General features: G+C 67.4%; 8 protein-coding genes. 5 read left to right on the forward strand and 3 right to left on the reverse strand.

The features are described from left to right. Positions 1 to 9: 9 nt before the first annotated feature. From DMC64_RS37215 to DMC64_RS37225, 3 genes are all read right to left on the reverse strand, one after another. Complete coding sequence (locus DMC64_RS37215; RefSeq protein WP_125737357.1) at positions 10 to 18,216, reverse strand: hypothetical protein; 18,207 nt, start codon at positions 18,214 to 18,216, stop codon at positions 10 to 12. A 112-nt stretch (positions 18,217 to 18,328) separates the two neighbouring features. After that, on the reverse strand, positions 18,329 to 19,324 hold the full coding sequence (locus DMC64_RS37220) for a S1 family peptidase (RefSeq protein ID WP_125737358.1): 996 nt from the start codon (positions 19,322 to 19,324) through the stop codon (positions 18,329 to 18,331). A 434-nt stretch (positions 19,325 to 19,758) separates the two neighbouring features. Beyond that, entirely contained in the window at positions 19,759 to 20,988 is a 1,230-nt protein-coding gene (locus tag DMC64_RS37225; protein WP_125737359.1) for an NAD(P)/FAD-dependent oxidoreductase, read from the reverse strand. A 427-nt stretch (positions 20,989 to 21,415) separates the two neighbouring features. Between DMC64_RS37225 and DMC64_RS37230 the strand changes: the two genes are divergently transcribed. Genes DMC64_RS37230 through DMC64_RS37250 form a run of 5 tightly spaced genes read left to right on the forward strand, consistent with a single transcriptional unit; the run spans position 21,416 to position 26,595 of the window. Beyond that, positions 21,416 to 23,011, forward strand: a complete 1,596-nt coding sequence (locus tag DMC64_RS37230; RefSeq protein WP_125737360.1) for a GMC family oxidoreductase — start codon at positions 21,416 to 21,418, stop codon at positions 23,009 to 23,011. After that, positions 23,008 to 23,517, forward strand: coding sequence for a nitroreductase/quinone reductase family protein (locus DMC64_RS37235; RefSeq protein ID WP_233629962.1), 510 nt, complete (start codon positions 23,008 to 23,010; stop codon positions 23,515 to 23,517). The genes DMC64_RS37230 and DMC64_RS37235 overlap by 4 nt, the downstream gene beginning before the upstream one ends. A 17-nt stretch (positions 23,518 to 23,534) precedes the next feature. Beyond that, complete coding sequence (locus DMC64_RS37240) at positions 23,535 to 24,614, forward strand: polyprenyl synthetase family protein (RefSeq protein WP_125737361.1); 1,080 nt, start codon at positions 23,535 to 23,537, stop codon at positions 24,612 to 24,614. After that, positions 24,611 to 25,333: an HAD family phosphatase gene (locus DMC64_RS37245; RefSeq protein WP_125737362.1), complete on the forward strand. Its 723-nt coding sequence runs from the start codon at positions 24,611 to 24,613 to the stop codon at positions 25,331 to 25,333. Before DMC64_RS37240 ends, DMC64_RS37245 begins: the two co-directional genes overlap by 4 nt. Further along, entirely contained in the window at positions 25,330 to 26,595 is a 1,266-nt protein-coding gene (locus DMC64_RS37250) for an acyl-CoA dehydrogenase family protein (RefSeq protein WP_125737363.1), read from the forward strand. The genes DMC64_RS37245 and DMC64_RS37250 overlap by 4 nt, the downstream gene beginning before the upstream one ends. Positions 26,596 to 26,734 lie beyond the last annotated feature (139 nt).

Consider the following 26,734-nt stretch of genomic DNA (forward strand, 5'->3'; position numbering starts at 1 on the left):
TCGCAGGTCCTACAGCGTCAAAGGCGGCTCGGGCGCAGGAGGAGGCGCGATGTCGGTGTCGCTACTCGCTGGATCTCCCAGGAACTTGCTCGGCATCGGCCAACCCACATCCTCGATCAAGTTCCTGGCAAGAGTGTGCGCGCTTCGGGTTCTAAACGGCTCAGGAACTGGTAGTGACACTTGGTAGGCGATCATGTCCAGTGCCGCACGATAACGTTCCTCGTGCGCCTGATGCAGCCTCGGCTTCTCCTGGTCGGCGAACGGCACCGGCGGCCGGTGGTACCGCTTCATGATCCTCTCCGCCAAGGCGAAATGCTCGACGACCTCTGCGTCTTCCCTGTCCCACTGGTCAAGTTCCGCGCGCACACGCTCAACCCTGTCCTGATGACGAGGCAACGGATTTTCGACGACCGAGTAGGCCTCCGGACCATAAAGTCCGGTCAGCTCACGCTGCCCGTCCACCCGGACCCGGACGGTGCCGATCCGTTCGTCATTCGCCGGACGAGTCACCACGGCGACGTCGACACGCTCCAGAAGTTGCTCCACCTGCACCGTCACGACGTCTTCCGGGTACTGCGCCAACCGAAGCTTGGCCCTCGCTTCGATATGCGTCCGCAGCTTGTCCGCCCCTGCCGACGGCTGATCCACGGCGAAGACAGCGGCTCTCACTCGCGGTAGTCCGTCCGGCGCCGCCTGTACCGCGGCATCGACGAAACCATCGACCATGTCGTTGAGCATGCCCTTGGCTTCGTAGGCAAGAGAACCATCCTCCTCCAGCCTGCCTTTGAGGTTCACGCGCGCGGTCCCGCGAGCCTGCCCGACCTCCCACTCGTTCAGAACCCCCGTGAAGGGCGCCAGATCCTGGTCCCGATACGTGAATCCATCCGGCTTCTTGACCGTATCCATTCCCTCGACCCAGGCGCGCACCCAGTCCACGCCGGTCGTCATCGCTTCACCCACCAGCGACCAAAGCTCTGGCGGCATCCCGCCGGCATAGTTTCGGCTCAGGAAAGAAACGATTCCGTTGTTGTGCTGCTTCACCATGTCGTACCAGGTCGCCGCACGGCGTTCCGGGGGCGAGGGAGGCCGCCAGCTGAGCAAGGCTTCCGACGGCCCGGTCCGGCTCTCGTACCAGGGCACGATCGCTTCGGATTCACCGGCGACCTCAATGAGGATTGGCGCGGGATCACCCGAAGCCGAGGGCAAATCCGTGCCGAGAACCAGCTCTCCGTGGCCGAAAGGCCCGACTTGTCCAGCGGTTCTCACCTCACCACCGGTGAAGATGTGAAGCCGCTTGTCCAGCCGTCGCGCTGTGACTGCGATATTCGCCAGGGCAGGCTCGTTCCGCAGGGCCTCTCGAACTTCTGTGACCGCGCTTTGGGTGAGGTCACAGGCGAGCAGTTGAATCTCGTCGATGACGCGCCAATTGATAAGGCTGGCGGGCAAGCCCGAGGGCACTCTGGCGAGCTGAGGGGCGCTGTGTGGCACGAGAGCCCCCTCGGGACGCGGAAGCATCCACTTGCCTTGCCGATAATGCGCGGCCAAGGGAAGCACCTTGCCACGAGCGTAGGACTCGAAGGCACCGACGATGTTCGCGACGAATTGAGGATCGACGAAGGCGACACCGGCGTCCGGCCCCACCGCGAGGGCGGCGACCCTCCCGCCGACAGGGGAAGCGACGGTGAACAGGCCCGATGTGGTGGCCGGGTTCCTCGCCACGAGCGGCCGGCCGGTGAAGGGAATCAGGCGTCGCGCCTCGGCCACGGCAGCCTCGTCCCTGGCGTTCCCGGTGGGGTGACCGCCGTCCAGCCACTTCGCGGCGACCATTTGAGTGGCGACTTCGTAGCGCTCCCGATAGGCCGCGTGCGGCCGAGGCTCCTGCCCCGCGAATACCCGCGGGCGGTGGTGGTACCAGCTCATGATCTCCCGTGCGCGCTCGATCGCCCTATCCGCCAAAGGCATGCCGGCGAGAGCAGCGAGAGTGGCGCGCGCGGCAGCCCTGGCGCTTTCGTACCCCGCCATGAGGTCCTTCGGCTCGCGATACATCGACGGGCCGTAGAGGCCGGATAGGCCACGCTGCCCGGCTACGCGAACCCGCACCGTACCGACTTCCTCGTCACCCTTCGGTCGGGTGATCGTGGAGATCTCGACCTGCCGCAACAGCTCTCGCGCCGTGATCGAAACGGCACCCTCCGGGTATTCCTCCAGCCGAGCCTCGATTGTCGTCCGCACGAGATTCCGGAGCGCGGCGGCCGCGGAACCGCGCCACCTCGTGGTGACCACTTCACCACGGAACAGCGGCAAAGCTCCCGCCCGAGCCTGAACGGCGGCGTCGACGAAACCCTCCACCATCCAGGCGATGTGCATGTCGGTGCCTTCGAAAAACCGCCCGTAGTCGAACCGCGTGTGGTACTCCACTCTGGCGCGTTTCAGAGCAAGAACAGCACCTTCCTCACTCAAAGCGAATCCCGACAAATATGCGGTATCCCGTGCGGTGTACGTTCCCCGCATCGGCCGGAAATCAGGTTCGCCAATTCTCGGCCGCTCGGCCTGCGACATTTCCTGAGCCCAGTCACCCGCCCAGTTATGCGGTGTCGAATTCACGTCGAGAATGAGTTCCATCCGCACCAGGTTCCAGAGTTCATTCGGGATCTTCGAAAGCCAGCCGCGATCGTTTCCGATGAAATCGTCGAAGTTCTCCTGGTTGACAATGCTGCGATAACGTACGTACTCGTTCAGAGTCCCCGGCCCCGCCCCTCGGAGAAACGGCCGGAACGCGAGCACGTCCGGTGGCGTGAGTGATCGGCCGTCGGCGCCGACATGGAGGCGCTCCTGCCACCGGGCGGGGCGCGCCATGGCGGAGACGGCCTCGCGAAACCCTGTCGCGATCGACGCTATCGCGTCCATCGCCGCCTGAGGCGCCTTCTTGCCGGCAGCCATCGTTTCCGCCGATCCGAGAGTGAGCGTTCCCTCCGGCAGATTGTGCACCTCTCCGGAAAAAATCTCGCCGCCAGGAGTGAAGTGGGCCAGTTCGCCGATCCGGAACGCGGTGACGGTAAGGTGCGCCAGCGCCGGAACTCGCTGAATACCTGCTTTTATGTCGGCGAACTGGCCGTCGGTCAGATCACAGGTGAAAATGGTGATTCCGGAAACAGCTTTCCAGGAGGCCAGGCGCTCCGGCAGAGCCGCCAAGGCCGGTCCCAGTTCACCATGGCCGTAGAAATTCTCCTTACCCGATGGATCCGGCAGCATAAGGTGGCCGCCACGGTTGTGGAACACCACGGGAAGTGTTCCGTCTCGATGCAGCTCGAAGGCTTTCACCACGTTGCCGAGGAACCGCGGGTCAACGAACGCCACACCCGTATTGCGCGGCAAAGGCAGCGCGGCGATTTCCTGTTCGTTGAAACGCGCAGTGAGCACCCGGGCCAACTGGGGCACGTCGTACGAAGCCCGGCTCTGCCGCGGCCAGCCCACCTCCGCCACCAGATTGGCGGCGAGCAATCCCGCGATTTTCACGGGGTTCTCCGCATTGTGCCTGACCGCATCGAAAAGTGCTACGGCGACCAGATCGGTCGCGGCCTCGTACCGTTCGGAGTACGCCTGGTGAAGTCGTGACGACGGCTGTTCCCCGGGTCGTCCTGGCGGCTGGTGATACCGATCCATCAGCTGCCGCGCCACACGGAACACCTCACCGTCCCTGCTCAGCCCGGCCAAGGTCGTCCGGGCTTCGGCCAGATGCTCCCGGTAGTCGGGCAACGGATTGTCCGGCAGAGAGTAGGCCCTCGGGCCATAAAGTCCGGACAGGGCGCGTTGCCCATCCACCCGGACCTGTACGACACCGATCTGCTCGTCACCCGCGGGCCGGGTGATCGCGGTGACCGAGACCTGTTTCAGCAGCTGATCCGCTGTCACCGTCACCACGCCCGGGGGATACTCTCCCAGCCGCCTCTTGATCGTCGAGTCCATCAGGTCGAGTAGCGAGGTGACGCCGGTCAACGACCGCGGCGATACGAATACCGCTCCACTCACTCGTGGTAAATCCGCCGCCGCTGCCTGCACCGCGGCATCGACGAAACCCTCGACCATGGCCACGACTCTGAGTCGAGGCGCGTCGGCGAGGAAGCCGAGTGAGTCCACGCGTCGCTCGAAGGTCGTGCGGGCGTGTCCACGGGCGCTGCGGATCTCCTCCTCGTTCAAGCCGTTGCCCACGAGTTCCACCATCTTGGTGTCACGTGCGTAGACCGAGTCGTTGGCCCCGATCCACGCACGTGCCCAGCTCAGCGGTACCGCGTCGAGCGCCAGCTCGTCTTGAATCATCCGCCAGAGCTCAGGAAGCAAAGGCTTCTGAGGCGAATGATCCAGGAAACTGCCGAGACGACTCGCGTCGTGAATGGTGTGTTGCGCCACGCGCTCGTTCAAGGTCGCCGGACCCGCCTGGCCTTGCCTGGGCGGTTTCCATCTGATCATCCCGGCCGGCATGGCCGGCTCACCGAGGACGGCCCCCGGCGCGGAGGACAGGATGCCGGGCGAGGGCAGGAGCGTCCCGCCGGACACGACAGCGCCATCCGACGAGATGTGGATCCGCCCACCCCACAACGCGGACGTCAGCGAGAGCTTCACTGAAAACGGTACCGCGAGCAGCATCTCGAGCATGCCGACCGACGTTGACGCGGTAGCGCTCCCCTGTGCCGTCTCGCTCGACGCAGCCAGGATCGACATCGTCGACGCCGGCTTCGCCAGAACAGCCATGACCTCGTCCGTGAACACGGCGGCGTCCGCGACCGAGGCGCTCGCTTGCCACACCACCGTCGGGACGTCGCGTTCGGAGAGCTCTCTGCTCCGGCCGGCGGCGGCCGGCGAGGTCTCCCCGGTTCCCACTTCGTGACGCACGGGAAAGTCCAGCTCGCGCCCCAGCTCGGCGCTGATGGTCTCCAGTTCCTCGCGGCTCCGACCCGACAGCGTGATCCCGTCGACGTGGTTCCACGCGCTGCCGCGTACGGCCGTGGCCAGATCACGGACCGGGAGTTCGCCGTCCTCGGCAAGGACCACACGGAACACCCCCGGCCGCGGTTCGACCGGGCCGGTCACCATTTCGGGACCGGCGACGGCCGGCCCCACCCACACACCACCGTCGAACGGAACGGCCAGCACGATCCCGGGCACCTCCGGCACCGCGAACAACGATTCCTGTGCCAGGACATCGTTCTCGGTCGCCCAAGACAAGAACTCCGGAGGGCTCAGGCGGACCCGCGAGAACTCCGGATCGTTCAGCTCGACGAGAGCGAATACCGGACGCCCGCCCGACCGCTCAGCCTCAACGGATACCAGGGTTTCGCCGCTCGTCAGCACTTCCCCGGAAGTAGCCGCCAACCGCTCCCAAAACGCTTCCAACGCCGACGGGTCCGTCAACCGCGCAGCCAACGGCACCAGCTGTCCCCCCTCAGCCGGCCTCGACGAGCCATCCTCTGCAGGCACCAGGTCGGCTCGTGCCGCACCGCCTAGGGCGCCGCCTTCTCGCGGCCAGCCCACGACGTCGACCAAGGCTTTCGCTTTGCTGTCCGCCCTCTGCGCAGGACCGAAATGGCCGGCGGGTTTGGTCATCTCCCAAGCGACCAGATAGGTGGCTGCCTGATAACGCTCCCAGTGGGCTTGGTGGATCCTCGGCCGCTCCTGGTCGACGAACACCTTCGGAGGCTGGTGGTACCGGTTCAGGATTTTCCGCGCGGCGGAGAACAACGGTCTGCTCCCGGGCTCCTCGGCGAACAACGCACGAGCTCTCGCCAGGTCAGCACTGTGTTCAGGCAGCGGGTTGGCCGGGTCAGAGTATGCCTTCGGACCGTAGAGCCCGGTCAGGCCGCGCTGTCCGTCCACTCGCAGCTGGACGACACCGACCTGAGTGTCGCCCGCAGGGCGCGGTATCGCGGCGATCGACACTCGATCCATCAACTGTTCCAGTGATACCGACCTCGCGTCCTCCGGATAGCTGACGAGCCGGGTTTTGACGATCCACTCGACGAGAGAACGCACCTCTCGTCCGCCCACCACGGAATCGGATTCGACGAACAGCGCGGCGTGTACTTGGGGCAGCGCGTCCGGTCGCGCCTGTATCGCGGCGTCCACGAAACCCTCGATCATCAAGGCCATGGGGACGTAGTGGGCTCGTTCGAGGACACCGTCGCGGATCCGGCCTTCGTAGGTGACCCTGGCGTGTCCCCATGCCTGCTCGACCTCCCACTTGGTCAGCAAGCCGCCCGACGCCGTCGCCACAGCCTCGGGCCGGTAGCCCTGTCCTTCGGGTGTGCGGGCGGATTTCATCGACTCGGCCCAGGCGCGGGCCCAGCTCAGCGGTGTCGGATCCTGGTCCAGGAAGCCCTGTACCTCTCGCCAAAGCTCGGTGGGCAGAGAAGGCCCGTTGTTGCGATCGACGAAGCTGACGAAGCGGTCTTCGTTGAGGATGCTGTGGCGCCGTACGAAATCGTTGAGCGTCTTCGCCCCTGACGCACCCTCCGCGGGTGGCCGCCAGTTGAGCACCTCAGCCGGTGGAGGCCCCTCGACCCCGAACCGCGTCGTCGGCTCCGCGAACAACGATTCCGGCACCAGGACATCGTTCTCGGTCACCCACGAGGAGAACTCTTGCGGCGTCAGCTCGATCCCCGAGGTCACCGAATCTTCCGGGACTACCACGAACACCGGCCGGTCATCGGACAATACGGCCTCGACGGACACGCGTGCGCCGACAACCGTGATCACGTCCTGCTCCGGGCCGTCCGCCAGCCGCTCCCAGAACGCCTCCAACGCCTGGACATCGGTCAACCGCGGAGCCAACGCGACCAGTTGCCCTGTCTCCACCGATGGCGACGTACCGTCGGCGTCCCTCGGCGCACCACCGACCACTCCGCCTTCTCGCGGCCAGCCCACAGCTGCGACCAAGTCCTGCGCCAGCCTGGCCGCCCGCATACGACCGAACGTCGTCAGCGTCCAAGCGACCAGATCGGTCGCGGCCCGGTGCCGCTCCCGATATGCCAGGTGATGCCGTGGCTCCTGCTCGACGAACACCGGAGGAGGCTGGTGGTGCCGACCCATGACCTCGCGCGCCTGAGTGAACACCGCATCATCCGGAGCGAGGCTCGCGAGATACGCCCGAGCTGTGGCGAGGTCTGCCTGACGGCCGGGCAAGGGGTTGTCCGGATCGGAATACGCCTCCGGACCATAAGGACCCGACAGCCGCCGCTGCCCCTCCACATAAACCTGCACCTCACCGATCTGCCCATCGGTCACAGGACGAGTAAGCGCGGAAAGCGACACCCGCGCCAGCAACTGATCCACAGTCACCGTCACCACACCAGGCGGATAGCCGGCCAACCGGCTCTCAATACGAGACTCCACCAACGAGGCGACCTCGGCCACCCCAGCCAGCGAACCCGGCGCGACGAAAACCGCGCCCCTGACCCGGGGAAGCGCGTCCGGCCGCGCCTGAACCGCCGCATCGACGAACCCCTCGACCATAGCCGCGATGCGAGGGGAATCGAACATACTCAGCGAGCCGAACTGATTCAGCCTGGTTTGGAACAGCACCCTCGCACGGCCCCAAGCCTGCTCGGCTTGCCGGGAATTCACCAGGTGACCAGAGTTGACAGCTGTCACTTCCGCCAGGCCATACGGGTTGCCACCTCCCGGAAGCCTGTTTTCCACCCAGGCTCGCACCCAGCTCTCCGGAAGCGGCTCCCTGCTCTCGGAGATCCGGTCTCGCACGTCCAACCAGAGCTCGTTCGGCAAGGACGTACCCCGAAGGGTATCGAGTTCGCCAAGGGACCGATCCAAAGTCCTGATCGCGTGCCGACGTCCAGTGTCGAGCAGAGTTCCAGCAGGCCCATTGGGTTCCCAGGTGAGAAAACCGGCGGGTGGGATCCCGTCATTCCCGAACCGTGCCGTCGCGAACCCCGGATCGGGCGCCGGCGACTCCACCACGACCGGGACGATATCCGCGGACGGCCTCCAACCACTCGGGCCACTACCAGGTGTCGCGAGGGTGAGTGTTCCTTCCGGCAGGTCACGGACGTCACCGTGCAAGATTTCGCCATCAGGCACGAAATGCACGCGTTCGTTCACGTAAGCGGACTCGACAGTGAGATGCTTCAAGGCCGGCACGGCCTTCAGCGCCGCAGTGAGACTGGACGCGGCAGTCGGTGGCAGCAGGCATCCGTACAACCTGATCCGCCGGACCGCGCCCCAGGCCACCAGGCCGGCGGGCAATCCCGCGAGAGCCGCAGCGAACTGGGAGTCGTCGTGCCGGACGAATTCACCCGCGTCGGGGAGGGCGTACCGGCCGTCCCGGTAGTGGACGACCAGGGGGATGACCTGCCCCCGCGGCCGGTCACCGAAAGCGTTGGTGATGTTGCGAAGGTAACGCGGCTCGACGAACGCGACCACCGCGTTACGCGGCACGGCCAGGGCATCCGCCTTGCCACCGACGGCCGTCCGGGTGATCACCACAGTGGCAGGAGACTCCTCGGTCACCGGCTGGAGCCTGGGCCGGGCAGGCCCGGCGGCCGGGCCTCCCACCGCGAGGTGCCCGTCCGCGCTCAGCACCAAACGCGACTTCCCCCGCTCGAACTCATGACGCACGACCGCGCCCAGGTCACGCCCCAGTCCGACGCTGAGGGACTCCAGATCCTCCCGGGTCCGGCCGGACAACATGATCTCGTCCGCGTGGTTCCACCCACTGTCACGGAGCGCGGCCGCCAGCTGGGCCACCTCCGGCCGCGCCCCGCCCTCGCCCAGAACCACCTCGAACGTTCCCGGCCGTCCTGCGCCCATTCCCGGTACGGAACCCGGTTCCCCCGCCCAGAGACCACCGGGGAAAGGCACCGTCAGCAACGATCCGCGGATCCTGGCCGCCGGGAACAGCGACAAAGGTGCCGCGAGCCCCTTTTCGGCCGCCCGGTCCCTGAAATTCGCCAGGCTCGACTCGACCGGCAGGCCTTCAGGGTCTGTGACAACGAAGATCGGCCTACCGCCGGTTTCCTTCGCTTGGACGAACACCGCCATCTCGTCGCCCACCAAGACGTGTCCCGGTCCGGCCGCGAGCCGTTCCCAGAACGCGGTCAGCTCACGGGTATCCGACAACCGGGAAGCCAGCGGGACGCGGGAAGCGGGGCCCTGCGTGACGGGGATATCCGAGGGCGGCAGCACGCCCTCACCCACGTAGCGGGCATAAGCGTCGGTGCGTGAGGCAGGCGTGGTGAGCCCGACGCCGGCCAAGGCGGCGAACCATTGCATGGCGTGCGCCCATTGTTCGCTGATCGCGTGCCATTTCGCGGGGTCCTGCCGCTCGTTCGCGGCCAGATCGGTGATCTTGTCGAACGCTTCGTGCAGAGCCTTTTGGACTCCCTTCGCGGCATTGACGATTTGCTGCTCGCGCTCGGGTGCGAGTGACCGGTCGTCGAAGCGTCCGTCGTCGTTGAGGAACCTCGTGACACCGGCGATGCCCACCTTCAGGAGCGCGGGGAGCAGAGGGATCCTGGCACGCAAAGCCGAGTTCACGGCGGCACCGGCCGGGTCCCGCCGGTCCGGTTCGAGTTCGCCCGCCGCGTACAGGGCTTCTTTCATCGCCTCCGGATTGGCGACCAGGCTGTTGAAAACGTCGCTGTCGAGGAGAGCCCGACGGTCGGCCTCGGGGAGGTTCGCCGTGGAGAGCCTCCCGAGCCGGGTGACGAGCGCCTCGTCAGGGTGCGGGCCGAGCCCCTTGAGCGACGAGCTCGAATGGTGGAACGGATCGTTCCCCAGCTCCAGCTGGAAGGCGAGGTCGTCCAGCAAACGTCCGAACGTCTCTTGGGACAGCGGCTGGATCGTTTGCCGCCGCGGTACGCCGTCGAGGTCGAGCCGGCGACCTGGGAAGTTCTCGGCGGCGAACTTCGCCTCGCGGATCACCTTGAGTGCCCGCGTCCCGATCGGCCCCGGCACGTTGTCGATCGTGGCGTTGATCCGCGTGAACCTCTGGTCTGTCTCCACCCTCACCGGAGCCTGGTGGATCGTCCCTCCCGCCAGAGCGGCGAGATCCTGGCGCAGGGCCGCGAGGGCTTTCTCCTTGTTCGCGGCACGGTGCACCTCAGTGTCGTTCTCCCTCGCATCGCCGGCCTTGACCGTCGTTTCACTGGCGAAGGTAGAGGCCCGGCTGATGCCGGTAGCGGTCCGGACCGCGATGCTCGGGATGGTCAAGGCAGGACCGGAGACCCCGCCACGAGTCGCCGCGGGCGGCTCCAAACCGAGCAACGCCAGCCCTTCCCGATCGACCAGCAGATCGATGCGGCCGTCCGGGCCGGTGGACACGGGCTTCCCCTCCCGCCCGTTCGCTTGCGTGAAGATCATCGTGAAGTCCGGCGTCGCGCTGACCCAGTAGACGCCGTTTCCGCGTCCGTCCGGGATACCGCCGACCTCGATCGGGACCTCCTCCGCCGGAGCACCGAACTGCCGCTCTGCGCCGAGTTCACCGAGCAGCTCCGAAATGGGGCCGCCGAGCAACCCGCCCGACACCGTTCCCTCGTGCGAACGCTCGACGATAGCCCGTGTCGCCGCGTCCCGGCCGACGGTCAAAGTGGCGCCTTCGATCTCACGCTCCACGTGCCGGTCACCGAGATCGAGCTTGATCTTGAAGGAATCGATGGTCTTGCTACCCACTTCGACGCGGTAGCCGTCTTCGGACAGGAGAGCGGACAGGCGCCGGCCGAGCAAGGGCGCCTCGGTTCCGACCAACACCGAGAACGACCTGCCAGCGTTCTGGGTTTCGACGGTCTTCTGGATCTCCTCGTAGAGTTTGGGGGCTTCGATCGGGAATCCCCGAACAGGTACGTCGTCCGGCCAGCCGGCACCACGGCCCTGCCCCTGCCACTGTTCTCGCAGTGATCCGTTCACGGCGGGCGAGGGGGACCAGGTGTCGGTCAGGAACGACGGCAGCGTCGAACGCACCGAGGAACGCAGAACGCCCGGGCTCAGTTTTTCGATGGTCCGCACGGTTTCCTTACGCACGCCCGGAATGTGGCGGCTGTAAACCCCCGACCTGGCCCAAGGATGGACTTCCGCCCAGACCTGGATGCCGTAGACCCGCTGTGTCGCCTTGCCTTCCCAGCTGAATTTCACGGTCACGGCCGTCACCTCTTCGGGCCCGCGGAAGCTCGTGTGAGTTCCCGTCACCCCCGCGTGCGGGGAGATCGCTTGATCCAGTCCGAGCTTCGACGACCCCGTGAATTCCGGAACAGGCAGCTTCGGCGCGCCCTCGGCGCTGAGGCCGTATTTCTGTTCCCAAGCGGTCCCCGACCGATGCCGCGTCGACATCGTGGTGGACGATTCCACGTGGTAGTCCAGACCGGCCGGGTGCTCGTGGCCGTCCACCAACACGGCCTTCAGCACCAGCAACTGCTCGAGTTTGCCCGAGCTACCGATCTGCCTGCCGAACCGCGGCGCGCCACCGCGAAGCATCGCTCGCAAGGTGTCGCCGAATCCACCGATCGTGAGGTGGGTGCTGAGACTTTCCATCATCTGGTCGTGCAGCACCTTGAATTCGCCCGCGACCTTCGCGTCGGGAATCCTGGCTTCCCAGGAGCGCAGGTCGCTGGTCAGTTTCTTGATCAAGCCCGGTACCACCGACGAGGTCGCCGGGTCGAGGTCGCCCAGGATCTCCTCAGGGCCCCCTCGGGGCAGAGGGTGCGCCGAGGCACCGCTCGACTCGAGAGCCTTCGCGTCTTCCACGGCCAGCCTCGCCAGGCCCTCGGGAGCGAGTTTGCCGATCTCGCTCAGCGCCGACGCCGGCACCCAGCGCAGCTCCGCCAGCGGGACGTACTTCTCAAGCGACCGGCTCTGCAGTGTGCCGGTATGCCGCCCGCCGAACATCCCCGTTCGTGCTTCGAGCAGGGACAGGGTCAAGCGGTGGCGGTGATCCCACGCCACGAGGTACGCGCGCTCGGTGATCACGCGGCGGCTCTCGTCCACCACATGCTCGGACCGGTCGTCGATCCGCGAGCGGGCAAGCTCTCCCTTCACTTCGGCGCCGACGGTCGCGAGGCCCCCGGCCGGCACTGTGACTTTGCCGGACAAGCCGGCGCCGAGCTTCTTCCGTTCGTCGGGCGCCAGCTCGGTCGTGATCTGCGTCGTGTCGGCGAAGACGTGGTTCTCGTCCTTGCGGAGGATTTGTGGTGCCAGAAGATCCGTCTGCAGTTCCACGGTGCCGTGCAGGTCGCGGCTGCCGATGGGGACGAAGCCGCCCTCGTTGAAACTGTCCAGCGAGAGCACGTCCGCTTTCGCGGACAGCGGCAGTCTCGCCTGCCGTGCCGCGTGGCTCGCCCAGGTCTCGATCTTCTGCTGCGAGACGTCTCGTCCGGCCTCCCCTTCGTGATGAACCCCGAGCGCGGTGGGCTTGTCCCCGGCCGTGAGATATTTCATCGCACCCGACAACCGGTCCCGGGTCCGTTCGGACTCGGGCAGCAGCTTCGACAGCTCCGCGATGATCGTTGTCGGGAAGTCCAGCAACGCCTGCAGCGAGTCGAGCTCGGAACGGACGGCCCTGCCTCCTCGATTCAACGCCGAAGTGTCCAGCTCGGTCGCATCGAGCCACTCGGTCTCCTTGAGATTCACGACCGCCGTGCCGAGCCGCTCGCCTCGCCGGGCGGGTACCGCGATCTGGAGCCGGGCTTCGAGGCCGGGCATCCGCTCGCCGAACGCCGGGTCGTCGAATTCGAGGACCTTGTCGATATGCGCCCAATCGGTACCGACCCGGAAATTGAGGACAGCCGGATAGTTGAAGAGGTGAACGGCCTTCCCGCCGCCCGCCCAGCCCAGTTCACTCCGGACCGACTGGCCGATATTCCAGGAGCGCTCGTGTTCCCTCGAAGCCGTCGCTGAGCCGAGGATCGTCACCGGCCCCGCTTCCGCTTCGACCTGGACGGAAAGGATGCCTTCGCGCAGGCGCGAGCTGCCGACCTGCAAGGTCTCCCCCACCGTGACCTTGTCGGCGAGCTCCTTCCACGTTGCCTCTTTGTTGTGGTGGCCACGCCGCCGCTCCAACTGCGCGTCGATGAAGAGACTGCGCTCCTCGCCTGGCAGTGTCAGCCGTACCCCGGACACCAATTCCCGGACCTGGCCGGATTCGCCGAGGAGCACTTCGATGTCGTCCTGGAACATCTGGCTCTGTGCGTCGGTGATCTCCCCCGCTTCCGCCAGCGCGGCCGCGACGAAACCCGCGACCCTCTTCCGGTCGGTCTCGGCGATCTTCCAGTGCGCCGCGGCACGATCGGGTGCCTCGGCCGCCGTCATCCCCGCCTTGGAAGAGGCCTGGCCGTCACTTCCCGAGTCGAAGGCCATAGAGGATTCCGAGTCCATCTGCCCGGCCTCGGCGAGGTACACATGCACGGTCCCGTCCACCACCAGCTCGTGGACGCCGTCGTCCCGGACCGAGAGCCGCCGGGGGCCGGCGGATCCCGAGCCACGGCTGACCGGCCGGTCACCGGCCGCGGGCATGATCGTCACGGCGAACGGGAAGGCTTCGTCGTGCTTTTCGAACGCCCCGTGGATCTGCTCGGTCGATTCCCGGTCGAGGCTGGTGACCTGACTGGCCGACTCCGAGGCCGTTCGGCCGTAGGACATGTTCACCGTCACCTTGGCGCCGACCAGGTCGGTCAATGATTCGCCGAACCCGCTCCCGATGGAGCCTCCCCATTCCCGGCTGCCGCTCCGGTCGTCTCCTTCGCTCGCGTTGACCGAACGGCGATGCCCGAGCGAACTTTGGCTGCCCCCCGCGTGGGAAGACTGCGGCCGCGATCCTGGTTCCTGTCGCTGGCGCCGCACCAGGATCTCCAGTGGCTCGCGACGCGTGAATTCGAACGTCCGCTTGGCCATCCCGCCGGTCACGAGGTCCTTGCCGTGGTCGTCCCCGAGGTTGTCCAGCCAGGTCTTGAGCGCGGCGACCTCCTTGTCGCGCCGTTCCTTGAGGTCGAGCTGCTCGACAATGGCGTCGAAGACCCTCTTCGTTCCCTTGAGTTCGACGTGCTTGATGCGTTTCCGCACCGCGGCGAAGTCGATCGCCCGCTGCTTGGCCGGGCCCCCGTCGGCCGGGGTCAAGGGTTCCACAGGGGCGCTCTTGGGCCAGTCGAGTTCGAGGTCGAGCACTACGTCGGTGCCCGGATCGCGCTCCCGCCCTCCTCGCGAGTGCGTCTTCTCGAAGACCTTCACCCGGTAAGTCACCTCGTTCTTCGAACGGGTCACCTGCCGTTGTTCCGTCAGGTCGAACGCGCTGATCGATTCCCTCTTGGCCATGGCGGCGCTCTGGGAGGCCGAGCCGATGCCGCGGAGCCCGCCGGAGACGGTCACCGGCCCGGCCGGAGCGCTGAAGCTCGTCGGGTTGACCGGTGTGCGCTCGATCTGTTCGCCCGTCTGGACGGTTTTCGCCAGGTGCTCACTCGACGCGACCGTTTCCACCGTCCGGTCGACGGGATTCCGCGCTTCTTCGATGGCGTGCACCTGGACGGAGATCGTCATCCGGCCGACATCCCACTTCAGCCCGTCGAGTGTCTCCTCGAAGACCTTGAGTGTGGCGTCGGTGAGATTTTCCCGCACCCACTGCTCGTACTTCGGCGCCTTCTCCAGCACAGCCAACCGAATGGCTTCGAAATCCGGATCGCCGACGATTGAGGGACGCGTCAGCCGAGCGAGGCCGGCACGGTCCTCGGCGTGTTCGAGGAGGGTCGGCATGGAGGGCGAGGTGAGAGCGCTGAGCGAGGGGTTCGACCGCCGCCACAGACCGCGACGTCCGGTTCCGTCCGAGCCCTGCGAGCGAGGCCGAGACCCGGACGAGCCTCGTCGATCGGTGGGTGTCGGTGGTGGGTCGGGGTCCTTCTTGGGTTTCCTCGGGGCTTCGGCCGGGCGGTGCATCGCGTTGTACGGCTCGCTGGAGACGACCGAGGTGACACCCGCGCGTGCCGGGTCGGGGTTGCGCAGGCCCCCACCGTGGTCCCCGGCCGCGAGGGACAACTGGTCGAGGACGGCCATGGTCTCGGAGGCGATGAACCGATCGGTCTCCGGCGACTCGCCCATGATGCCCCGTACCAGCTCACGACGAGCGCCGGCGGACGAGTCGCGGTAGCCGTCCTTGCCGCCCGCCGCGTGGATGATCTCGTGCAGCATGGCGCCCTTGCCGGAGCCGAGGAACCACTCGACCTGGTTGGTCTCCCCTGTCCCGTCCTTGACGGTGACCGGGAGGCTTTCCCCGGAGTAGCGATCCCACCCTTCGGCGAACCCGTCCGCGGCGATCGCTTCCAGCCGGAGATGGGCACGGTCGCCGTTGCCCAGCCACAGGAGCTTCGGATCGGTCGCGGCTTCGAGTTCGCCGAGTTCGGTCTGCAGCGACTTGATGAGGTTTTCCCGGGTCTTCTGATCGACGTCGTCCGAGACCAGGGCCAGCGGAACGGTGATCTCGCGGATCCAGATCCCGTTCGCCAGCCGGCCGCGCCGGACGGTGAACCGGACTTGAGTGATCCGGCCCCCCAGCTTGCCGTCGTCGCGCTCGGCTTTGGCATAGGGCTCGAACCGCTCGGCCATGTACGGCGTCGCCGTGAGGTCTGTCCGGAGCTGTTCCCACTCCGCCCACTCCGCGCGCCCGAGCGGCGGCCGCGCAGTCTCACCGGACATCGCTCCCGCCGTGGTGTGCGCGGCCTCGTCGGCGTACGCGAACGGGATCAGCAACGCATGGTCGGCGGTGGTGTCGTCGCGGGCCTGGCCACGGGAAGCGTCGGCGCGGCCGGTCCCGGCGGCACGCACCGATGAGTCGGTCACGACCGGTGTTTTGACCTCGGCCGCCCGCGCGGGCGAGGTCGCCGGCTCGGCGATCTTCCTCTCCGGCTCCGCCCGGGTGGGTGCCGGGCGGGCGGGCGCGTCGGACTGCTGCGCGGCGACGGTCTCCACTCCGGGCCGGGCCTCTGGCCGGTTCGGCGTCCCCGGGCCGGGCCGGGCACTCTGCGACGCCGGCGGTTCGGCCCGGGACTGGACTTCCGTCTGCACAAGGTCCGGTTTGCCGGTCCGGAGGGACGGTTCGCCGCCGGTCGCCCGCTGAGCAACGGGCTTCTCCGTGGCTGTCGCGCGTTCGGCCACCGGTGCCTCGGCGGCCGCCGGCCGGGTGGCGGCCTGTTGCGCGGCCGCGGCCGGTGCCTGGTCGGCCGGGGTAGCGACGGTGACGGAGGTTGCGGCCGCTTGCTCGGATATCGCCGCGGCTTCGGGAGACGGTGCTCCGCTCTCGGTGGTCCGGGGGGCCGAGGTGGCCGCGCCGGAGTCCGCCGGGGCGTTCTCCGCCGGTTTCGGCCCGGCCGACGAGGTGTCGACGGCCTTCGCCTCGGGCTGCGCGACCGGCGCGGGAGCGGCGGCGCGGCCGTCTCGCCCGGCAGCCGGTTCGGATCCGCCGTTCAGATACCGGTCGACCGCCGACTTGCCGCCGTCCGCAGCGGCGGACGCCTGCGCGGTGGTGACAGCGGGCCGGCCGGTCTCCCCCGGGTTCGCCTGCGGTTGCGTGACCGGGATGAGGGAGTCTGTCGTCGTTCCCGGCTTCCCTTCCGGTACCGGGGCCGTGGGTTCGGCGGATTCGGCGGGCGAGGTGAGGGGGGCCGGACCGGACTGGTGCGGGCCGGCCTCGGACAGGCCCGTCTCCTTGCCGGTAAGTCCTGTGTGGACGGTATCGGTCAGGGAAGTGCTGGTGCCGCCGGGCTCTGCCGCGACGTTGCCGGTCGCCCAGGGTGTCGAGCCCGTTAGGGCGGAGGTGTCTTCCGGTGTGGCGGTGAACAGGGCCCCGAACGTTTGCCCGGCCGTGGCGGTCACCGTCCGCGGTGCTTCCGCGGCGGCCGCCCGCTGGTCGGCAGCGATCGTGTCCGCATAGGACGGTGGCGGTTCAGCGGTAACGACCTCCCGCTGCTCGACGCCGGTCTTGATTTCGCCGCCGGTCTTGATGTCACCACCGGTCGTGCCATCGCCTCCGGTATCAGCCGGTTTTCCGGTCGACGTCGTGTAGTCCGGCGACGGTGCGCCTGGCAGATGTCCCAGGTCGGTCAGCAACGTGTCCAGTTGTCCGCCCAGCTCCGGAATCGTCAGCTTCGGCGCACCCGGCAGATGCCCCAGATCCGTCAGCAGCGTGTCCAGCCGCCCGCCCCCAGAGCCACCGCGTCCTCCGCCGAAACCGCTGAACGCCCCCAGCATCCCCAGCCACGGACTCGCGTGCGGAGACCCCGTCGCCGCGTTGACCGCCGGCGCCGACAGGAACACCACCGCGACCTGCCCGGCCCCATAACCCACATGCCCCAACGCCTGCACCGAACCCGGGAACAGCTCCTTCGCCACCACCAGCCGATCCCCCGCCGCCGCCAACGACTCCGCCGTCACCCCCTTCACCGCCAGCTTCTCCGCCAGCAGACCCCCCGCCTCCTTCTCCGCCCCCCTCCCCGCCACCCCACGCACCCACACCGCACCCCCATGGAACAACCCCGCGAACGCACCCCCCAGCGCCCCACCCACGAACGACCCCACCAACGACTTACCATCCAGCTCGTCACGCGTATCCGCGACGATCTGCCCCAACTGGATCGACAGATCCAAACCACCCATGATCCCCGCACCCGCCGCCGCGAACCCCACCACCGGAACCGCCGCCCGCCCGGCCGCCCTCACCACCTGGACCGCCAACTCCTTGTTCAACTTCAACGCACCCAGCGCCTGCATCTTCGCCACCAGCGACCGCCAAACCGCCATCAAAGCCTGCCGCGCGGTCAACATCGCCAAACCCACGAAAGCCGCACCGACCAACGTCGCCAGCAAGTGAATGATCGTCGCCAGCGCCAACGCCGCCATCGCGATCATCATGACCTTCGCCTTGACCACATCCGCCGCAGCCGTCCTCGCCATCTTCGCCAGGCCTTCGGCGGACTTCTCCAGAGCCTCGGCCCCCGACACCACCTCCCGCCCCAGCCAGGAGGCGAAGAAGTCGCCCGTGTCACCCGCCAACGCCGCACCGACACCGCCACCACCAGTCCGCGCCGCGTCCTCGAACTCCCGCACCGCCACCTCGAACTCACGCCACGCCCGCTCCAGCGCAGCCAACGCCTGATCGTTACCCTCCGGCCACGACATCCCCAACGTCACCAGGAAGAATTTCTGCAACTCCGCAGGCAACTTCACCGAACCCCCGGCCATCCCACTTCACCTCCTTCCCTGATTCGTTGTCCGCCAAGACTTCTTGTGCTCGCTCGCCAGCGCTCCGGGTCGTGCGCGCGACCCGGAGCGTCGACGTCGGTCTCTCTGTCGGTCAGGCCAGCCTGAGCCGGTACGCCTGCATCGCCAGCGTCAGCGGATAGTAGAAACTCACGCGGTCGTCGCCACCCGACAGAGTTCCGAGTCCCCTGGTCCCGGCGTACGCGGGACCGCCGGAATCACCGGGCAACGTCACGATCTCAGCGATGAACGTATTGTTGATCACGCCGACGTTGGTGTTGACGGACTGATTCACCGCGAGAATCCGCCCCGCACGCGTCCCGGTCGTTTTGCCGTGTGACTGGATCTGCTGCCCCACAAGGGGAACCGCCGCGGAGGTGATGCGCTGCCCGGTGACGATCTGCCCCGGCCCGGTGCCATTCGGGCGAGCGAGCAGCCCCGTGTCCGCGCCAGGGCTGTTACTGGCCACGACCGGTGCGCCCGTGACGTCGCCACCGGACCACGTGCCACCGGCGTTCGTGCAGTGCCCGGCGGTGAGCATGAACGGCTGACCGTCGCGCGTGACATTGAAGCCCAGCGAGCAGTTCGTCCCGGCGCTGCTGCTGATCTGTTCGCCCCCGGCGATGTGCAGGGAGAGCTTCCCGGTGCGCCGCTCGACCCGGACGCTGTCGCCGTACTTCGCGGCCGCGGCGGTGACCCGGTCGGCGGTCGCCTTCGTCGCCGAGTCGTAGATGCTGACGACGACTTGGTTGGTGCTCGTGTCGATACCCCAGGCGGTTTGCGGAACGTTCTTGATCTTGTCCAGTTCGTTCTTGACCGCGGTCAACGCGGAGAAGGAACGCTTGACCTTCTTCGCGGTAAGGCCGGCCGCTCGTACTTTGCGCTCCGCGACCCCGTCCACGACGCTGACGACGGCTTTTCCGTTTTCGAGGTGGACTCCCCCAGACGCGAAGCCGAGTGAATCCGCGACCTGGGTGGCGCCTTCGATCGCCACCACACGCTGCGCGCCCGCCGTCGCGGGTACGGCGACGGTCGCCGCGAACAAGGCGATCAGCGCGGTGAGCAAGGTAAGCAGTCTTCGATTTCGCATGGTTCCTCCTCGGGCCCAGTGCTCCGTCAAGCCACCTTCACGGCGGTGAAGCTCCGCGTCCATGCCAGGGGACGGCGTGAGCCCAAGAAGAGGGAATCACTTCACGAACCGGTAACCGGTCAAGTCCGATCAAGCGGGTTAAGTCGCAGCAGCGAACCGGAGCGCGACTGTCCACAAGGGGCGCCGGGCACTTGCTGGATGCCGGCTTCGGTGTCGCGAAAGCCACTTTCGGGACACGCCACGTCGCGAAAGCCACTTTCGCGACGTGTCCGAACCTGCCGTCGCACACAAAGACGCCACCACCGGTGACGAAGGGGACTTTCCGCGCGCGCGATGAGGGGAAAGCTCCCATCACCTCGCCGATCAACGTGCGACCATCGCCACCGGCGACAAATCAAGATCCACTTGAGCCACGTGGCATTCCGATCGGCCGGTCACGCTCGCTTGCCGCGGCGCCGCGAGATCAGTGCCCGGAGGACTCGGCGCAGTTGAGGCCGCGAAGGCAGGTAGTAGCCGAAGAACGCCGCTCGCGAAAGCCAGGCGACGCGACCCCGGAACGCCATCCCCCAAGCCTCGAGAACGGCGTGATCACGACCGAATCCGGCGGTGACGCCGACGCTCTTCCAGGTGAACGCGCGTTGCCGGCGGCCCCGGATGACCCGCGCGACGTTGGCGCCCACCCAGCTTCCCTGCCCGATCGCCCAGGCCGCGTCGACCGGGCACGGCTCACCGGAGGCCAACGGCACCGAAGCGGCATCACCGCCGCTCCACACTCCCGGGGCGATCTGCAACAGACGATCGGTCCGCACGGCGCCCCGGTCGTCGACCGGGAGATCGTCGAGCCCCGGCAGCGGGCGCGGCTTGTTCCCGACGGCCGCGACCACGGTGGAAGCGGAGAGCCAAGCCCCGTCGTCGAGCTTCACGCCGTCGGCCGCCACCGCGACCACTCGAGCCGGAGCGAGTACACGGACACCGTTGCCCTGGATCTCCTCGCGGACGTGCGCACGGAGCTTGGGCGGCATCTCCGTGGCCAGTTCACCGGTCGTGCTGACGAGCACGACGTCGGCGCATTCTCGTTCCGGGGTTCCTTCGGTGGCACGGGCCAGCCGCTGCGCGATCGCGACCGACGCCTCGACGCCGGCCAGCCCTCCGCCGGCCACCACCACGCTCAGCGATTTCCGCCGGAGCTTTTCGTCTTTCGCCGAACGGGCGCTTTCCACGCAATGGTCGAGGTGGGCGGCGAGTTTCCCGGTCCGCCCCGCGTCCCGCAACCGGAAGGCGTGCTCTTCCATTCCCTCTACCCGCCCCAAGTCCTCGTACTGCCCGGTTCCCACGATCAAATGGTCGTAGTGGACAGTCTGTTTCGCACCGTCGACCCGTTCGACCTCGACGGTCCGGGCCGCTCGATCCACGCTCCTGGCGAAACCTCGCACGTGCCGCGCGGCGGGCATCGCCTCGGCGATCGGACTCAGCTGGGCGTCCGGCGGCAGTTCACCGGACAGGACCTCCCCGGTCCAACCGTGAAAAGTGTGGACGGTCGCGGGTGCGACCACGGTGAAGTCGACCTGCTTGCCGACCTTCCGCTTCAGCGCACGGTACGACCAGATCGACAAGTATCCCGCGCCGAGGAAGACGACGTGATGCCGTCGATCGGTCGTACTCATGTCGGCTCCTCAGCTGAGCGTTCAACGCGTCGATTCTTTTCAAAGCGGTTCGTCGACCTTAACGGGAAATGGCCACTCGGCGCGTGGTGGACGACCTTTATTCGACCCAGCACACAATGTGGAGCGGATGACCTTTCCCCGCCACCCAGGTCGCGTGGCGCCCGCCAAAGCCTCTGCCTCCACTGAGAACTCTGCGACACGGCCTGCCCTCGACACCGGCCAACGGATCTTCCGGTCAACGACTCGGCGCTTTCGCACAATGCGACATTGTCCCCTCAGTGTCCTTTGGGGCGGAAAAGGCGGAAATTCGCACAGGCGACCACAATCAAGCGGCCGCCATCGGGTAGACCGACAGGGCATATACCAACCTCGGCACCACCGCGGCGTATCAGCCTCCCAGCCACGACCAGTTGGAGGGAAATCCCTTATGAAGGAGCCAGCGCGGACCGTGGATTACATCGTCGTCGGAGCGGGATCGGCCGGATGCGCCCTCGCGGCACGGCTCGGCGCCGACCCCGGCGTGAAGGTGGCACTCGTCGAAGCGGGTGGCCCCGATGACGACCCCGCCGTCAAGATTCCCGTCGCGTTCCCCACGCTTTTCGGCGGCGCGGCCGACTGGGACTACCGCAGCACCCCGCAGCCGGGCCTCGACGGGCGGGTCGTCCGGGTCCCCCGTGGCCGGATGCTCGGGGGCTGCTCGTCCCTCAACGCCAACGTCTGGACTCGCGGCCACAGCGCCGACTTCGACGGCTGGGCCGAGGCCGGCGCTACCGGCTGGTCCTACGAAGACATCGAACCGTACTTCCGGCGTTCCGAACACCGCATCGGCGATGACGCGTCAGCTGTCTACGGCGTCGATGGCCCGTTATACGTCGAGGACGTACGGGGCGAGTCCGAAGCGACGTCGGCTTTCCTCGATGCCTGTGCCGAGCTCGGTCTCCCGCGATCGGCGGGCGTGAACACCGCGGATCACACCGGTGCCGGCCGTATGCCCACGGCCCAGCGCCGTGGCGAACGCTGGAGCGCGGCGGACGGGTATCTGCGGACCCTGGACCACCCTGGCCTGGAGGTCATCACCGGCCTGCACGTTCGGCGGATCGTCGTCACCGACGGCCGGGCCACCGGCATCGAGGCCCTCGCATCCGACGGGTCCGTCGTGTCGATCACCGCGCGCCGCGAGGTCATCCTCAGCGCGGGCGCCGTCAATTCACCGCAGTTGCTGATGCTGTCCGGTATCGGCCCGGCCGCCCAGCTCGCCGAACACGGCATCGACTGCGTCGCCGATGTACCGGGTGTCGGGCTCGGCTTGCAGGACCACGTGTTCACCCCGCTGATCGTCCACTGCCCGAAACCGGTGACCCTGGCTTCGGCAGGTGATCCGGCCGCTGCCGCGCTCTACGAGTCCGAACGTCGCGGGCCCCTGACCTCCAATGTCGCCGAAGCCGCCTGTTTCGTCGCCAGCGACCCCGGACGGCGGGCGCCCGACCTGGAGATCAGTTTTCTCCCGGTGGCGTTCGTCGACCACGGCGTCGATCCTCCGTCCGACCACGCGCTCACGATCGCCGTCGTACTGGTGCAGCCGGAGAGCTCCGGCCAGGTCCGGTTGCGATCGGCGGATCCGGCCGACGCGCCCGAGATCGATTTCGGCACCTTCACCGATTCCGCGGGCGACGACCTGCGCCGGCTGATCTACGGCGTGACGATCGCGCGCCGGATGCTCGGCACGGCCGCTCTCGCACCCTACGTGGGGAAGTCATGGCATCCAGCACTCGATCTCGATGACGCCCGCAGTGTCGAGCGGCATATCCGGAACCACACCGACACCGTCTACCACCTCGCCGGTACCTGCCGGATGGGGGCGGACGAGAACGCCGTGGTGGACGCCGAGCTGCGAGTGCGCGGGGTGGCCGGGCTCCGGGTCGTGGACGCCTCCGTCATGCCGCGCATCACCCGGGGGCACACCCACGCCCCGACCGTCATGATCGCCGAACGCGCCGCCGACCTCATCACCCACCGGGAGTGACCGTCGTGAAAAAACGGATGAACGCCATTCTCTGGAAAATCATGATCCGCCTCGCGCCCAAGCGGTGGTTCATCCGCTTCATGCGCACGTTTCTGGTCCCCGCGGACCGATTCCTGCTCAAGCGAACGAACGGCAGGTTCAGCCTCGGCGGCACCACGGGCGCCGGCACGCTGTTGCTCACCACTACCGGCCGTCGCACCGGCAAGCACTACTCCTCGCCCCTTTTCTTCACCCCGTACGGTGACGCCGTCGCTGTCGTCGCGTCGAACTACGGTGACCGCAAACACCCGCAGTGGTCGGAAAACCTCCTCGCCGACCCCAGGGCCACGGTCACCCTGGGCAGCAGGGTCTTCCCGGTCACCGCGCGCCTTCTCACCGGGGAAGACCATGAGTCGCTCTGGCGCCTCATCACCAGCTATGGACCCGCCTATCAGGACTACTTGACCACCAGCGGGCGCGGAAAGTTCCGCATTTTCGCCCTCGACGAAGCACGCCCGTCCTCGTGATCGGAGGAGCCGTCACCATGAGCGTCCACACGGAACACACCGCCACCCCGCTCTATTTCGACGAGATCCGGGAACGAGTGCTGACCCGGCTCACCACCTTCCTCACCGGCAAACGCGACGCCGCCGCCGGGCGGGGTCTCGTTCCGGAAATTCCCGAGATGATCAGGGGTTTCGTCACGGCGGGCGGGAAACGACTCCGTCCCATGCTCTGTTCGGCAGGTTGGCGTTCCGCCGGTGGCGCGGGGCTTCCCGACGTCGTCGTCGACGTCGCGGCGGCTCTGGAGATGTATCAGACGTTCGCCCTGATCCACGACGACGTCATCGACGGCAGCGCGACGCGCCGTTCCCAGCCGACGGTCCACCGCTCGATCGCCGCCCGGTATCCGCAGGTCTACGATGAGCGGCGCTTCGGTGAAGCCGCCGCGATCCTCATCGGCGACATGGCCCTGATGTGGTCGACGGAACTGCTCACGAGCGCGGCGCTCCCGGCCGGCTGCCGGTCCGCCGTCAGGGCGCTGGTGGACACGATGCGCGAGGAAATGCACTACGGCCAGTACCTCGATCTTTTCACTTCCCTCGGCTCCGTCGACGATCACCGCACGCCGATGACCGTCATCCGGTACAAGACGGCGAAGTACACCGTCGAACGTCCGCTCCAGCTGGGGGCACTCCTGGCCGGCGCGGACGCCGCGCACCTCGATCTGCTGAGCCGGTTCGCGTTGCCACTGGGCGACGCGTTCCAGCTACGGGACGACCTTCTCGGTCTCTTCGGAAACTCGTCCACAACAGGCAAACCCGTCTTCGACGATCTGCGTGAAGGCAAGCACACCGTGCTGCTCGCGTTGGCCGCGCAACGCGCGGACACCGCCGGACGCGCGCTACTCGAACGGCACCTCGGCGACCCGGCGCTGACCGAGCAGGACGCCATCCGGGTCATGGACGTCATCGAGGGCACCAGGGCTCCGGTGATCGTGGAAGACATGATCGCCGACCGTCACGCCGAAGCCCTCGCGGTACTCGACACCTCATCGTTGCCCGCGGAGGTCACCGCGGAGCTGCGCCTGATCGGTGCTCTCCTGGTGGAGCGCGACTCGTGAGGTACGCCGTGCTGGACGTGGACGGCACCTTGTCGCCGGGGATCATGGGGCGCCGTTATCTGGAGAACCTGATCGACGACGGAGTCTGCGGGCAGGAGGAGGGACAGGCCTGTCTGCGGGCGATCAGCCGTTACGCGACCGGCGGCAGGTCACGTCGTCCGGCGATGACCGAGGCCTACCGGGCCTACGCGGCCGGGTTGCGCGGCGCCTCGGTCGCCGACGCCCAGGCGACCGCCGCCCGGACGTGGCGAACTTGCCGCGACGATCTCTTTCCCTTCGTCGAGCCGCTCATCGACCTGTTCAAGCGGTATCGCTATCGGATCGTCCTCGTCTCCGGCAATTCCGATCTCCCGCTGCTGGAGGCGGTACGCGATCTGGGGCTGTACTCCGCACATGGCGCGCGGCTGGTGGAGGCGGCGGGGAGGTTCACCGGCGAGCTCCTGACCACCCCCGGCCTGCCGGGTGGCAAGACGGCGGTGATCCGGGAACTGATGGCGACCGAGGGCATCGAGCACGATGCCACCGTGGCCATCGGCAATGGCGCGATCGACGCGGAGATCTTCGACCACGCGGGTGCGGCCTTCGCCTTCGAGCCCGACGACGACCTCCAGGCCCTCGGTACAGATCGACACTGGCAAATCGTCGATCGCGAAACGATCTTGACCGCGTGCGCCGAAGTGCTGGCAACTTCGACAAGTCCGAGGGAGTACGCGAAATGACCCGACAGGATCCGTACACCGAGCTCGACCTCACGATCAGCGACCACGCGCAGGAATGGCGGCACCGGGCACGGGTGTTCGCGCGGGAGCACGCCACTCCGACCGGCCACCGGCTGGACCGGATGACCGCGGCGGAGGCGGTCGAAGCCGGTTCGCCGTACTTCGAGTTCATGGCCGAGGCCCGCAAAGCCGGCTTCCTCACCCTGACCGCCCCAGCCGAGTTCGGCGGCATCGGCCTGACCAGGCTCGAAGAGTTCCTGGTCTTCGAGGAGCTGGCCACCGGGGACGCCGGACTGGCCACCAGCCTGTTCCTCGCGCCGTTGGCCTTCCAGTTCGTCTGCAACTTCGGCAGCCCCCGGCTCGTCGACGAGCTCAGCCGCCCCTATTTCACCGGCGAGCGGCCGTCGTGGTCCAGCTGTTTCGCCATCACCGATCCGCACCACGGCTCCGACATGATGGCGGCGCACACCCCCGCCCTGACCGTCGGCGGCGGGGACACGACGGCGCACCTCGACGGTGACGAGTGGGTGCTGAACGGAAGCAAGGCGGAGTGGACCAGTTGCGCCTTGACCGCGTCCCACGCCCTGGTCTGCTGCACGCTCGACCACGACAGCCTGGCCAAGGGAGGGATCTTCGTCGTCCCACTCGACACTGCCGGTGTCACCCGCGGCGAGCCGCTGGACAAACTGGGGCTCCGCGCCCTCAACCAGGGCGGCCTGGCCTTCACCGACGTCCGGCTGCCCAAGGAATACTTGCTGATCGGTGAGCAAGCCTATGCGACCGCCATGCACGCGACGCACGCCTTGGCGAGCGTCTCCATGGCGCTCTTGGCGTTCGGAACGGGCCGCGCGGCCTACGAGGGCGCGCTCAGTTACACCGGGCACCGGGTACAAGGCGGCAAGCCCCTGCGAGAGCACCAGTCCGTCCAGCTCCGGCTGTTCCGGATGTTTTCGCGGCTCGAGGCCGCCCGCGCCCTCAACCGGGCGGTCTACACCCACAACTACGGCCTGGCCGACGTCGGCGATCTCGGCTCGATCGCGCATGCGGCGGCGAGCAAGGTGTTCACTACGGACGCCGCCTTCGAAGTCTGCAGCCTGGCGATCCAGCTCTGCGGCGCGCGGGCGACCCGCCGCGAAGGTGTCGAACTCCCCGGCGGGGACGTGTTCTACCCGGAAAAGCTGCTCAGGGACGCGCAGTCGTTCAAGCTCGCCGACGGTGAGAACGACCTGCTCGCTCTCGTCGGGGCCGCTCATCTGCGGTGATCTCCGATGATCACGGCACCGGCCGTCTCGCGGATGGAACCCCTACATCTGTCCGACCTCGCCGTGCACGTTCCGGCTCGGCGGTCAGCCCAAGGTTACCGTCACGGTCCAGAAATGTCCGCACCGTGAGCAGGCCTGG

The organism is Amycolatopsis sp. WAC 04197 (assembly GCF_003947475.1).
In the GTDB taxonomy this organism is placed as follows: Bacteria; Actinomycetota; Actinomycetes; order Mycobacteriales; family Pseudonocardiaceae; genus Amycolatopsis; species Amycolatopsis japonica.